Annotated in this window: 11 protein-coding genes; 9 read left to right on the forward strand and 2 right to left on the reverse strand. The window is 60.7% G+C overall.

From position 1 onward, the window contains the following. Positions 1–288 precede the first annotated feature (288 nt). Together nuoM and nuoN are read left to right on the forward strand one after the other, a co-directional pair. The gene (gene nuoM / locus QFI97_RS09245) at positions 289–1,818 is read left to right on the forward strand and encodes an NADH-quinone oxidoreductase subunit M (RefSeq protein WP_095100580.1); all 1,530 of its coding nucleotides are present in this window, start codon (positions 289–291) and stop codon (positions 1,816–1,818) included. Positions 1,819–1,824: 6 nt separating this feature from the next. Next, a complete protein-coding gene (nuoN, locus tag QFI97_RS09250) occupies positions 1,825–3,282 on the forward strand; it encodes an NADH-quinone oxidoreductase subunit NuoN (protein ID WP_331834747.1) in 1,458 nt (485 codons plus the stop codon). A 92-nt stretch (positions 3,283–3,374) separates the two neighbouring features. Here nuoN and rnz read toward each other — a convergent pair whose 3' ends face one another. Next, positions 3,375–4,295: a ribonuclease Z gene (gene rnz / locus QFI97_RS09255; protein ID WP_346430975.1), complete on the reverse strand. Its 921-nt coding sequence runs from the start codon at positions 4,293–4,295 to the stop codon at positions 3,375–3,377. A 135-nt stretch (positions 4,296–4,430) separates the two neighbouring features. Here rnz and QFI97_RS09260 point away from each other — a divergent pair, with 135 nt between their 5' ends. The 7 genes from QFI97_RS09260 (at position 4,431) to menE (ending at position 12,036) form a co-directional block, all read left to right on the forward strand. Continuing rightward, positions 4,431–4,907 (forward strand): GNAT family N-acetyltransferase, encoded by a 477-nt coding sequence (locus tag QFI97_RS09260; RefSeq protein ID WP_346430976.1) that lies wholly within the window; start codon positions 4,431–4,433, stop codon positions 4,905–4,907. Between the two features lie 124 nt (positions 4,908–5,031). After that, the gene (gene menF / locus QFI97_RS09265; RefSeq protein ID WP_346430977.1) at positions 5,032–6,327 is read left to right on the forward strand and encodes an isochorismate synthase MenF; all 1,296 of its coding nucleotides are present in this window, start codon (positions 5,032–5,034) and stop codon (positions 6,325–6,327) included. Positions 6,328–6,403: 76 nt separating this feature from the next. Then, the gene (gene menD / locus QFI97_RS09270) at positions 6,404–8,074 is read left to right on the forward strand and encodes a 2-succinyl-5-enolpyruvyl-6-hydroxy-3-cyclohexene-1-carboxylic-acid synthase (protein ID WP_346430978.1); all 1,671 of its coding nucleotides are present in this window, start codon (positions 6,404–6,406) and stop codon (positions 8,072–8,074) included. Continuing rightward, positions 8,071–8,829, forward strand: a complete 759-nt coding sequence (gene menH, locus QFI97_RS09275; RefSeq protein ID WP_346430979.1) for a 2-succinyl-6-hydroxy-2,4-cyclohexadiene-1-carboxylate synthase — start codon at positions 8,071–8,073, stop codon at positions 8,827–8,829. Before menD ends, menH begins: the two co-directional genes overlap by 4 nt. 14 nt (positions 8,830–8,843) lie before the next feature. Then, the gene (menB, locus tag QFI97_RS09280) at positions 8,844–9,701 is read left to right on the forward strand and encodes a 1,4-dihydroxy-2-naphthoyl-CoA synthase (RefSeq protein ID WP_095100594.1); all 858 of its coding nucleotides are present in this window, start codon (positions 8,844–8,846) and stop codon (positions 9,699–9,701) included. Further along, complete coding sequence (menC, locus tag QFI97_RS09285; RefSeq protein WP_346430980.1) at positions 9,701–10,666, forward strand: o-succinylbenzoate synthase; 966 nt, start codon at positions 9,701–9,703, stop codon at positions 10,664–10,666. The genes menB and menC overlap by 1 nt, the downstream gene beginning before the upstream one ends. Further along, the gene (menE, locus tag QFI97_RS09290) at positions 10,663–12,036 is read left to right on the forward strand and encodes an o-succinylbenzoate--CoA ligase (protein WP_346430981.1); all 1,374 of its coding nucleotides are present in this window, start codon (positions 10,663–10,665) and stop codon (positions 12,034–12,036) included. The genes menC and menE overlap by 4 nt, the downstream gene beginning before the upstream one ends. 199 nt (positions 12,037–12,235) lie before the next feature. On the opposite strand, the gene nudI is transcribed toward menE, so the two are convergent. Further along, positions 12,236–12,661, reverse strand: a complete 426-nt coding sequence (gene nudI / locus QFI97_RS09295) for a nucleoside triphosphatase NudI (protein WP_095100599.1) — start codon at positions 12,659–12,661, stop codon at positions 12,236–12,238. Positions 12,662–12,955 lie beyond the last annotated feature (294 nt).

The following is a 12,955-nucleotide window of genomic DNA, read 5'->3' on the forward strand; positions in this document are numbered from 1 at the left end:
CCGGATGGCGCTGCGCTTATCCGGCCGACAAACCCTAAAAGAATTTTAGAATTCGTTGAAAATCTGTTCCTGAGGTACAGGCGTCATCGGCGAAGTCAGACCGGAGACCGCCAGCGCAGAGCAACCGCAGCGTACGAAAGTGCGCGAGGATGATTCGCGAAGCTCACCCCTACGGGGCCGTCCTTACGGACGTTCAAAACGCGATGCGTTTTGTGCGAGCACTGGCAGGATTCGGGCTGGCGAGCGAGATAGCCTGAGCAGGAGTAAATATAAGGGACATACTCAGCTATGTTATTACCCTGGTTAATACTAATCCCCTTTATCGGTGGGTTTCTGTGCTGGCAGACTGAACGCTTTGGCGTGAAGATGCCGCGCTGGATTGCGCTGATTACCATGGGACTGACGCTGGTTCTCTCGCTGCAGCTGTGGCTGCAGGGCGGCTATTCTCTGACACAGGCCGCGGGTATCCCCCAGTGGCAGTCTGAATTTGTCATGCCGTGGATCCCTCGCTTCGGTATTAGCATTCATCTGGCTATCGACGGTCTGTCGCTGCTGATGGTGGTGCTGACCGGCCTGCTCGGCGTACTGGCGGTACTCTGTTCATGGCGCGAGATCGAAAAGTATCAGGGCTTCTTCCACCTCAACCTGATGTGGATCCTGGGCGGCGTTATCGGCGTGTTCCTCGCCATCGACATGTTCCTGTTCTTCTTCTTCTGGGAAATGATGCTGGTGCCGATGTACTTCCTGATCGCGCTGTGGGGCCATAAGGCTTCCGACGGGAAAACGCGTATCACGGCGGCCACCAAGTTCTTCATCTATACCCAGGCGAGCGGGCTGGTGATGCTGATTGCCATCCTGGCGCTGGCGTTTGTTCACTTCAACGCCACCGGCGTGTGGACCTTCAACTATGAAGATCTGCTGAAGACGCCGATGTCCCACGGCGTGGAATATGCGCTGATGCTGGGCTTCTTCATCGCCTTCGCGGTGAAAATGCCGGTTGTACCGCTGCACGGCTGGCTGCCGGACGCGCACTCCCAGGCGCCGACCGCCGGTTCCGTTGACCTCGCGGGGATCCTGCTGAAAACCGCGGCCTACGGCCTGCTGCGTTTTGCGCTGCCGCTGTTCCCGAACGCCTCAGCCGAATTTGCGCCAATCGCTATGTGGCTGGGTATCATCGGTATCTTCTACGGCGCGTGGATGGCCTTCTGCCAGTACGATATCAAACGCCTGATTGCCTACACCTCCGTTTCCCATATGGGCTTCGTGCTGATTGCCATCTATACCGGCAGCCAGCTGGCCTATCAGGGGGCGGTGATTCAGATGATTGCGCACGGTCTCTCCGCTGCCGGTCTGTTTATCCTTTGCGGCCAGCTGTATGAGCGCCTGCACACTCGTGACATGCGTCAGATGGGCGGCCTGTGGAACAAAATTAAATGGCTGCCGGCGCTGTCGATGTTCTTCGCCGTGGCGACCCTCGGGATGCCGGGCACCGGTAACTTTGTCGGCGAGTTCATGATCCTGTTCGGCAGCTATAAAGTGGTGCCGGTGATTACCGTGATCTCCACCTTTGGTCTGGTGTTCGCTTCCGTCTACTCGCTGGCGATGCTGCATCGTGCCTACTTCGGTAAAGCGAAGAGCGAGATTGCGGCGAAAGAGCTGCCGGGAATGTCGCTGCGCGAGCTGTCGATTATTCTGCTGCTGGTGGTTCTGCTGGTGCTGCTGGGCTTCTTCCCGCAGCCGATTCTGGACACCTCACATGCTGCGATGAGCAACATTCAGCAGTGGTTTGTTAATTCTGTTTCTACTACAAGGCCGTAATTCGCCATGACAATAACTCCACAACAACTGATCGCACTGCTACCGCTGCTGATCGTCGGCTTGACGGTGGTGGTTGTGATGCTCTCCATTGCGTGGCGACGCAATCATTTCCTTAATGCCACGCTGTCGGTTCTCGGGCTTAACGCCGCGCTGATATCGCTTTGGTTTGTCGGCCAGAACGGCGCGATGGACGTCACGCCGCTGATCCGCGTTGACGGCTACTCCATGCTCTACACCGGGCTGGTGCTGCTGGCGAGCCTGGCGACCTGTACTTTTGCCTATCCGTGGCTTGAGGGTTACAAGGACAATAAAGAAGAGTTCTACCTGCTGGTGTTAATCGCCGCGCTGGGTGGCATTCTGCTGGCGGGCGCCAACCATCTGGCGGCGCTGTTCCTCGGTATCGAATTGATCTCGCTGCCGCTGTTCGGCCTCATCGGCTACGCTTTCCGCCAGAAACGCTCTCTGGAAGCCAGTATCAAATACACCATCCTCTCGGCCGCAGCCTCTTCTTTCCTGCTGTTCGGTATGGCGCTGGTGTACGCGAACTCCGGCAATCTCTCCTTCCTGGCCCTTGGCAAGAGCCTGGCGGATAACACCCTGCACGAGCCGCTGCTGCTGGCGGGTCTGGGGCTGATGATTGTCGGTCTGGGCTTTAAGCTGTCGCTGGTGCCGTTCCACCTGTGGACGCCGGACGTTTATCAGGGCGCGCCGGCGCCGGTATCAACCTTCCTGGCCACCGCCAGCAAGATTGCTATCTTCGGCGTGGTGATGCGTCTGTTCCTGTATATGCCGGTAGGCAATAGCGAAGCGGTGCGCATCGTGCTGGGCCTGATAGCCTTTGCATCCATTATCTTCGGTAACCTGATGGCGCTGAGCCAGACCAACATCAAGCGCCTGCTCGGCTACTCCTCGATCTCGCATCTGGGCTATCTGCTGGTGGCGCTGATCGCCCTGCAGAGCGGCGAAATGTCGATGGAAGCGGTTGGCGTCTATCTGGCCGGCTACCTGTTCAGCAGCCTTGGCGCCTTCGGCGTGGTGAGCCTGATGTCCAGCCCGTACCGCGGCCCGGATGCCGACTCGCTGTACTCCTACCGCGGCCTGTTCTGGCACCGTCCGATTCTGTCGGCGGTGATGACGGTGATGATGCTGTCGCTGGCCGGTATTCCGATGACGCTGGGCTTCATCGGTAAGTTCTACGTGCTGGCGGTCGGCGTGCACGCGCACCTGTGGTGGCTGGTTGGTGCCGTGGTGGCGGGTTCGGCGATTGGTCTTTACTACTACCTGCGCGTAGCGGTGAGCCTGTATCTGAGCGCGCCGGAGAAACTGAACCGCGACGCGCCGTCTAACTGGCAGTACAGCGCCGGCGGTATCGTGGTACTGATCTCGGCCCTGCTGGTGCTGGTACTCGGCGTCTGGCCGCAGCCGCTGATTAGCATCGTGCAGCTGGCAACTCCGCTGATGTAAAGCGTCTGCGCCTGCAAAAAAACCGCCGGTCTACGATCGGCGGTTTTTTTATGCGCGTCGGTTAACCGGGCCAGCCCGATCGAGGAGCCTGCTTAGCCGATGGGGTAGACCATAAAATCTTCCGCCAGCAGGGTCTGCGGGAAGATTTCCCGGCACTCCGCCAGCAGGCGCAGGCAGCCCTGCGGGTCGTAGCGCGAGCTGAAGTGGGTGGCGATAAAGGTGCCGACGTTGGCATCGCGCGCCAGCGCCGCCGCCTGCTGGCTGGAGGAGTGCCCGCGAGCGTTCGCCTTCTCGGCCATCGCCTGCTCCAGGGTGGTCTCATGAACCATGACGTCCACGCCGCGCGCCAGCTCCAGCGCCGCCTCGCAGGGCGCGGTATCGCCGAAGATGGCCAGCTTTTTGCCCGGCGTTGTCGGGCCAAGATAGCGGCGGCCATCGACGATCCGCCCGTCGGCAAGCTCGACGCTCAGCCCCTGTTTTAGCTGCTGAAACAGCGGCCCGGAGGGGACGCCGTCGGCGATAAGACGGGCCGCGTCGAGGGCGCCGGGCTTATCGTGCTCCTCAATGCGATAGCCGTAGCACTCAACCGGATGGTTTAGCGGCCAGGCCGTGACACGATATCCGGCTTCGTCAAAGATAAGGCCGGGGCCAACTTCGACAATATCCAGCGGATAATCGGTCCACGAGCCGCTGAGGCGCAGCGCCACTTCGACAAACTCCCGCAGGCCTTTTGGCCCGTATAGGGTCAGCGGTAGCGAGTTTCCCTGCATCGAGCGGCTGCACAGCAGGCCGGGGAGGCCGAACAGATGGTCGCCGTGGAGATGGGTTATAAAAATTTTATTCAGCTTGCCGGGGTGCAGGGCGGTATGCAGAAACTGATGCTGGGTGCCTTCTCCGCAGTCGAACAGCCATACCTCCGCCGCCGTTGGCTGTTGCAAATTCAGCACGATAGACGTCATATTACGCGTACGGGTCGGCACGCCAGCGGATGTCCCCAAAAAAGTTAATTCCATCGTCCTGTGTCCTTAGGGCGTGAGTCAAAAAACAGAGTATACCCGTCATCCCTCAGGTTGCGTGCGCGTTGGCTGAGCTTGCCGTCTTCATGCCGCCGGAATGATGCAGGGCTAATTTCAATGAAGGAATAATAGATGATGATATGGCAGGATCTCCACCATAGCGAGCTGACCGTCCCGCAGCTCTATGCGCTGCTCAAACTGCGCTGCGAAGTCTTTATCGTCGAACAAAACTGTCCCTATCAGGATGTTGACGGCGATGACCTGATCGGCGAAAACCGTCATCTTCTTGGCTGGCGCGGCGATGAGCTGGTGGCCTATGCGCGGATCCTGAAAAGCGCAGAGGATTTTGAACCGGTGGTGATTGGCCGGGTTATCGTCAGCCCGACGGTGCGGGGTGAGAAGCTCGGCTATCAGCTAATGGAAAATGCGCTCGCCAGCTGCGCCCGCCAATGGCCGCAGAAAGCTATCTACCTCGGCGCTCAGGCGCATTTACAGCGCTTCTACGCCAGCTTCGGCTTCCAGCCGGTGACCGAGGTTTACGACGAAGACGGGATTGCGCATATCGGCATGGCCCGCGAGGCCGCAGCGGACCCGCTCCTGCCGAGGTAGCCGCAGACTATCTATACTTCCTGAATGACCGACGGGCCGCCAAAGGCCACTCCCTCATCGTGGGTACTGCTATTTCTCGCCAGGACCCCGTATAATGTGGGGTTTTTAGTCTGTGGAGGTTTGCGTGCTGTCTGTTTCCGCTGCGCTGGAAAGCTTACGCGGCTGCCTGAGCGATGAGTTCCCCGCATCGTCCGGCACGCGAATTTTTGATGTCTCGTTTCCTCTCCACGATGCGTTTGATCCCCTGCTGTGGTGCGGGCGCCAGCCTCAGTGGCCGCAGTTTTACTGGCAGCAGCGCAGCGGCGATGAGGAGCTTGCTGCGCTAGGTGCGGTGAAAACGTTCTCTTCGCTGGCCGAAGCGCAGCGTTTTTTACAGCATCAGCAGCATCAGGATCTGCGTATTTGCGGTCTGAATGCCTTCAGCCCGCAGGTCGGAGCGCTGGTGCTGCCGAGGCTGGAGTGGCGTCGGGTAGGGGGAACGGCGTCGTTGCGGCTGGTGCTGTGCAGCGCGACGTCGCTACGCGAAGATGCCCGGGCGGCGCGCGAGTTTCTGCGGACATTAACGGCGGAGCAGGCGCAGCCTGCGGCGATACCGGCCGTACTCAGCGAGCAGCACTTCCCGGAATATCCGCGCTGGCGTGAGCTTATCCTGCAGGCTACCCGGGCCATTGCGGCCGGAGAGATGGAAAAAGTCGTCCTGGCACGCGCCACGGACCTGCGGTTTGCCGCTCCCTTAGATGCCTGGTCGATTATGGCCGCCAGCCGCCGCAGTAACTTTAACTGCTTTCATTTCCTGATGGCCTTTAACCCTCAGCAGGCGTTTTTCGGCTCAACGCCGGAGCGGCTGTGGCGTCGGCGCGGAACGCTGCTGCGTACCGAGGCGCTGGCGGGTACCGTCGCCGGCCATGCTGACGATCGCCAGGCGCGGGCGCTGGCCGACTGGTTAATGCAGGATGATAAAAACCAGCGGGAAAACATGCTGGTGGTGGAGGATATTTGCCAGCGAATGCAGGGCGAAGCGCAGATGTTGGAGGTGCTGCCGCCGCAGGTGGTGCGCCTGCGCAAGGTGCAGCATCTGCGGCGCTGCATCTGGACTGAGCTGAATTCATCCGATGACGCCCGCTGCCTGCGCCAGCTGCAGCCTACGGCGGCGGTCGCCGGGCTGCCTCGGCGGGCGGCGCTGGACTTTATCAGCCAAAATGAACCCTTTACCCGCGAATGGTACGCCGGTTCCGCCGGCTATCTGTCGCTGGCGCAAAGCGAATTCTGCGTGGCGCTGCGCTCGGCGAAGGTGGAAAACGACACCCTCAGGCTGTATGCCGGCGCCGGTATCGTCAGCGGTTCCGAGCCTGAACAAGAGTGGCAGGAAATTGAAAATAAAGCCGCGGGGCTGCGTTCGTTGCTGCTGAGAAAAATGTAGATAAACGACGCATATCAATACTCCATCACTTTGTATTACCTATACTTAGCCTCAATATTTGATATCGGACAATTTCATGTCAGTAAGCGCATTTAACCGACGCTGGGCGGCGGTGATCCTTGAAGCATTAACCCGCCACGGCGTGCAGCATATTTGCATTGCGCCGGGGTCGCGCTCGACGCCTTTAACGCTGGCAGCTGCGGAAAACCGCGCATTGATTCCCCATACTCATTTTGACGAACGCGGGCTCGGCCACCTGGCGCTGGGGCTGGCGAAGGCCAGCAGGCAGCCGGTGGCGGTCATTGTCACCTCCGGTACCGCCACGGCCAATCTCTATCCGGCATTGATTGAGGCCGGGCTGACCGGCGAGAAGCTGATTCTGCTCACCGCCGACCGGCCGCCGGAGCTGATCGACTGCGGCGCTAACCAGGCGATCCGCCAGCCGGGCATGTTCGCATCGCATCCGTCCGAAACCCTCTCTTTGCCGCGTCCGTCGCAGGATATTCCCGCGCGCTGGCTGGTTTCAACCATCGACCAGGCGCTGGGCGCGCTGCATTCCGGCGGCGTACACATTAACTGTCCGTTCGCCGAGCCGCTGTATGGCGATATGGACGATACCGGCGTGAGCTGGCAGCAGCAGCTTGGGGACTGGTGGCAGAGCGATACGCCCTGGCTGCGTCAGTCGCTGCATCTTGCAAGCGAAAAGCAGCGCGACTGGTTTTTCTGGCGCCAAAAGCGCGGCGTCGTTATTGCCGGGCGCATGAGCGCCGCCGAAGGCGTACAGACCGCCGCGTGGGCGAAAATGCTCGGCTGGCCGCTGATTGGCGATGTGCTTTCACAAACCGGGCAGCCGCTGCCCTGCGCCGATCTATGGTTGGGCAACGGGAAAGCGGTCAGCGAGCTGGAGCAGGCGCAAATCGTTATCCAGCTGGGCAGCAGCCTGACCGGAAAACGCCTCCTGCAGTGGCAGGCGAGCTGCGAGCCGGAGGAGTACTGGCTGGTCGATAATTTACCCGGGCGTTTAGATCCGGCCCAGCACCGCGGCCGCCGTCTGGTCTGCCCGGTGGGGGAGTGGCTTGAACTGCATCCGGCGGAAAAACGCCAGCCCTGGGCAACGACGCTGCCGGTTCTCGCGCAGCAGGCCTGGCAGGCGACGGTGGAAAGCAGCGAGCGCTTCGGCGAGGCCCAGCTGGCCCACCGTATTCATCGCTATCTGCCGGAGCAGGGGCAGCTGTTTGTGGGCAATAGCCTGGTGGTGCGCTTAATTGATGCGCTATCGCAGCTGCCGGCAGGCTATCCGGTCTACAGCAACCGCGGCGCCAGCGGTATTGACGGCCTGCTGGCAACCGCCGCCGGCGTTCAGCGGGCCAGCGCTCGCCCTCTGCTGGCTATCGTTGGCGATCTTTCCGCGCTCTACGATCTTAATTCGCTGGCGCTGCTGCGCCATGCCTCGGCTCCGCTGGTGCTGATTGTCGTCAACAATAACGGCGGCCAGATCTTCTCTCTGCTGCCGACGCCGCAGGACGAAAGGCGCCAGTTTTATTTAATGCCGCAGGACGTCAACTTCGGGCATGCCGCGGCGATGTTCGATCTCAACTACAGCCGCCCGGGCAGCTGGAACGAGCTGGAGACGGCGCTGTCCGACGCGTGGCGCATCCCTGGCGCGACCGTGATTGAGCTGGTGGTGAACGAAACCGATGGCACCCATACTTTGCAGCAGCTGCTGGCGCAGGTGAGTCATCTATGAGCCTGCACGCCGAGTGCGAACGCGGCCAGGCCAGTGAACCCTGGCTGATTTTTTTACACGGTTTTTCGGGCGACAGTCGTGAATGGCGGCCGGTCGGCGAGGCGTTTAGCGCCCGCTCGCGCCTGTATATCGACCTGCCGGGCCACGGCGGTTCCCGTGATATTCAGGTAGCTGATTTTGCCGATGTCTGCCGGCTGCTGCAGGAGACGCTGGATAGTTACAGCATCCTTAACTACTGGCTGATTGGCTACTCCCTCGGCGGCCGCATCGCGATGGCCTTTGCCAGCCGGCCGCGCGACGGGCTGTGCGGGCTGGTCGTGGAGGGCGGTCATCCGGGACTACGCGACGATAGCGATCGCCTGCTGCGTCGCCGGAGCGATGCGGCCTGGGCCGAACGCTTTCGCCGCGAACCGCTGCCCCAGGTCTTTGCTGACTGGTACCAGCAGCCGGTTTTCGCCTCGCTGGATGCGCAGCAGCGAGCGGCCTTAATCGCATTACGCAGCCGCAATCATGGCGAAAATCTTGCCGCCATGCTGGAGGCGACGTCGCTGGCGGTCCAGCCCGATCTGCGCCCGGCATTACGAGCCTGCCGCTTTCCTTTTCACTATCTTTGCGGCGCGCGCGATGAAAAATTCCGCGCGATAGCGGGCGATTTAGCCGCGACGATACACGTTATTCATCATGCCGGGCACAACGCGCATCGGGAAAATCCCGCGGCGGTAACCGCTTGCCTGGCACAGTTTTTAGCAAGTTAACTAAAGGACATTCTATGATCTCTCTTGATGAAGCCATGCTCTACGCCCCGGTTGAATGGCACGATTGTTCCGAAGGCTATACCGATATTCGTTACCAAAAATCGACGGATGGTATTGCTAAAATCACCATTAACCGCCCACAGGTGCGTAATGCATTCCGCCCGCTGACCGTAAAAGAGATGATTCAGGCGCTGGCGGATGCCCGCTATGACGACAACATCGGCGTCATTATCCTGACCGGCGAAGGGGATCTGGCGTTCTGCGCCGGCGGCGACCAGAAGGTGCGCGGCGACTACGGCGGCTATCAGGACGATTCCGGCGTGCATCACTTGAATGTGCTCGATTTCCAGCGTCAGATCCGCACCTGTCCGAAACCGATCGTCGCAATGGTCGCCGGCTACTCCATCGGCGGCGGCCACGTGCTGCATATGATGTGCGACCTGACGATCGCCGCGGAAAACGCCATCTTTGGTCAGACGGGTCCCAAAGTGGGCTCCTTCGACGGCGGCTGGGGCGCAGCCTATATGGCCCGCATCGTTGGTCAGAAAAAAGCGCGTGAAATTTGGTTCCTGTGCCGCCAGTACGATGCGCAGCAGGCGCTGGATATGGGGCTGGTCAACACCGTCGTCCCGCTGGCAGAGCTGGAAAAAGAGACCGTTCGCTGGTGTCGCGAAATGCTGCAAAACAGCCCAATGGCTCTGCGCTGCCTGAAAGCGGCGCTGAACGCCGACTGCGATGGTCAGGCGGGTCTGCAGGAGCTGGCGGGTAATGCCACCATGCTGTTCTACATGACCGAAGAAGGTCAGGAAGGGCGCAACGCATTTAATCAGAAGCGTCAGCCGGACTTCAGCAAATTTAAACGGAATCCGTAATGCGCCGGGCGCAGGTTTACCGCTGGCAGATACCGATGGACGCGGGCGTGGTGCTGCGCGAACGGCGGTTAAAAACCCGTGACGGGCTGTTCGTCCATCTCCAGCACGGCGAGCGCGAAGGCTGGGGGGAAGTTTCTCCCCTGCCGGGATTTAGCGAAGAAACGTTGGAAGAGGCGCAGGCTGCGCTGCTGGCGTGGGCGACAGCCTGGCGTCAGGGGCAGGATCTCCCTTTTCCTGCGCAGCCCTGCGTGGCGTTCGGGGTCAGCTGCGCGCTGGCCGAGCTGAAGGACGAACTGCCGCAGGCGGCAGATTATCGCGCCGCGCCGCTGTGCACCGGGGATCCGGATGAACTGTTTGCCAGGCTCGCAGCGATGCCGGGCGAGAAGGTCGCCAAGGTCAAAGTGGGCCTGTATGAGGCGGTACGCGACGGGATGGTCGTAAATCTGCTGCTGGAGGCGATCCCTGAGCTGCGGCTGCGTCTGGACGCCAACCGGGCGTGGACGCCGCTCAAAGCGCAGCAGTTCGCCAAATATGTGCAGCCGCAGTATCGGGATCGCATCGCTTTCCTCGAAGAACCGTGCAAAACCCGCGATGATTCCCGCGCTTTTGCGAAACAAACCGGTATTACCATTGCCTGGGATGAGAGCCTGCGCGAAGCCGATTTTTGCTTTCAGGCCGAGGAGGGGGTAGGGGCGGTGGTGATTAAGCCAACCCTTACCGGTAGCCTGCAAAAAGTGCAGGAACAGGTTGCCGCCGCCCACGCTCTTGGGCTGACGGCGGTCATCAGCTCCTCGATTGAATCGAGTCTCGGGCTGACGCAGCTGGCGCGTATTGCGGCCTGGCTAACGCCGCAGACCATTCCGGGCCTTGATACGCTGGCGCTGATGCAGACTCAGCTGGTGCGCCCGTGGCCTGCAAGCGCGCTGCCGTGCCTGTCAACGGATGCGCTGGAGCCGCTGCTGTGATCTTTCGCGACTGGCCGTGGCGCCACTGGCGTCAGCGGCGGGGGGACGCGTTTGCTCTGCGGCTGAACGACGATAGCCTGACCTGGCAGCAGCTGTGCGAGCGGGTCGATGCGCTGACGGCGGGGTTCGTGGCTCAGGGCGTAGGTGAAGGCGATGGCGTTATTCTGCGGGCCTACAATCAGCCGGCGGCGCTGCTGGCGTGGCTGGCGCTGCTGCAGTGCGGCGCCAGGGTGCTGCCGCTTAATCCGCAGCTGCCGTCGGCCATGCTGACGCAGCTGTTACCGTCCCTCGATGTCCATCATCTGCTGGCGCTTAGCGGCGACGATCTCGCCCTCGGCTATCCGCGGCTGGTTATGCAGGCTGTCGCCGGCGACCGCAGGCTGGCCTGGAGTGAAGATCGTCTGGCTTCGATGACGCTGACCTCCGGTTCTACCGGGCTGCCGAAGGCCGCGGTGCATACTTTCCGCGCTCATCTTGCCAGCGCCCAGGGAGTGCTGGCGATGATCCCGCTGGCGGCGGACGACGACTGGCTGCTTTCCCTGCCGCTGTTTCACGTTTCGGGGCAGGGTATTCTCTGGCGCTGGCTGCTGGCCGGATCGCGTCTGACGGTGCGGGAAAAGCGGCCGTTAGAACAGGCTCTTCAGGGCTGCAGCCACGCGTCGCTGGTGCCAACGCAGCTGTGGCGGCTGCTCAATGGCGATGCGCAGGTATCGCTGAAGGCCGTTCTTCTGGGCGGGGCGGCAATTCCCGTCGAACTCACCGAGCAGGCCCGGGCTAAAGGCATCCGCAGCTGGTGCGGGTATGGCCTGACCGAATTTGCCTCGACGGTGTGCGCCAAAGAGGCCGATGGCGAGGCGGATGTCGGGCAACCTTTGCCCCGGAGGGAGCTGAAAATTATCGACGGCGAGGTTTGGCTGCGCGGAGACAGCATGGCGGCAGGCTACTGGCGCGACGGAGAACTGGTGCCGCTGGTTAACGAGCAGGGCTGGTTTGCAACGCGCGATCGCGGCGAGCTGCGTAACGGTAAGCTGGTGATTGTCGGGCGTCTGGATAATCTCTTTTTCAGCGGCGGTGAGGGGATACAGCCGGAAGAAGTTGAACGGGTGATTATGGCTCATCCGCAGATCCGCCAGGCGTTCATCGTGCCATTGGATGATGCCGAGTTTGGCCAGCGTCCGGTGGCGGTGGTAGAAGGCGACGCGGGCTGCGATATGGCGGAGTTAGCGGCCTGGGTAGAGGATAAGCTGGCGCGCTTTCAGCAGCCGGTACGTTGGCTGGCGCTGCCCGAAACGCTGAAAACCGGCGGCATAAAGATCTCGCGTCGGGCGTTACGCGAGTGGGTCAACGCGCATCGGGACGATTGCGCTTAGAGCGGCGGATAACTATCGCCAGTGAACCTTTGAATCATCTTTTGATGAAGAGATTGAATACGTTTTTATGATTGCAGTGATGCCGCTCATACTCATCAGGGCGAACTTTCATCGGCAAAATTCGCGGTAGCGCATTGCTCGGGCTAAGTTATTCTCAGCCCGGCGGTGCGGAATCTGCTTTCTGGCTGTGGGTTAAAAATCAGAGCAGCCCTTTCAGCGATAACGTCTTTCGCGTGGCGACGTTCAGATCGTAGCGCGGCAAATCCTCGACGCTGACCCATGCATAATCCTGAAACTCTTCGTTAATGGTGACTTCTCGGTTGGCGCTGACGCAATCAAAAATCAGGTAGATCATATAGATCTCCTCCTGCCGGCCATCGCTGTAGGTTTTGACCCGCACGTCGTCGCTGAAGGTCCAGGGCGTAATGCTCGTCAGCCTCAGCGCCTCACCCAGCTCTTCGCGAATTTCACGTCTCAGGGCCTCCTCAATGCGCTCGCCAGGCTCCACTCCGCCGCCGGAAAGCGCCCACTGGCCGGGAAAAACGCCGCGATCGTCGGCCATCCTACAGAGCAGATAGCGCCCCTCATTTTGAATCAGCGGGCAGACAATAGTCCTTTGGCGCATGGTTATCTCCTTTGGGTGAACGGTTAGCAAAGCATCTGGCTGCCAGTTTGCGAGCCGCCTCGGTAAACCGCAAGCGAAAACGCGCGACCGGCGTTGGTAATGGTAGGGTGGGTTGAAATGACGGACCGGAGGCCAGCATGAGCCAGGCGATAGCTGCCGATTCTTTACTGCTTCACCTATTTAGCGCAGATCCATGCTGGAATTGCTGAACAAGCTTTTAATCGACATCTTCACCCCGTTACGGCAGATCGCGGCGTCATGAGCGCCCAAAGCCAGGGTTCCGGTAGCAACTGC

The sequence above is a fragment of the Klebsiella scottii genome (genome assembly GCF_036561945.1).
Taxonomy (GTDB): domain Bacteria; phylum Pseudomonadota; class Gammaproteobacteria; order Enterobacterales; family Enterobacteriaceae; genus Klebsiella; species Klebsiella scottii.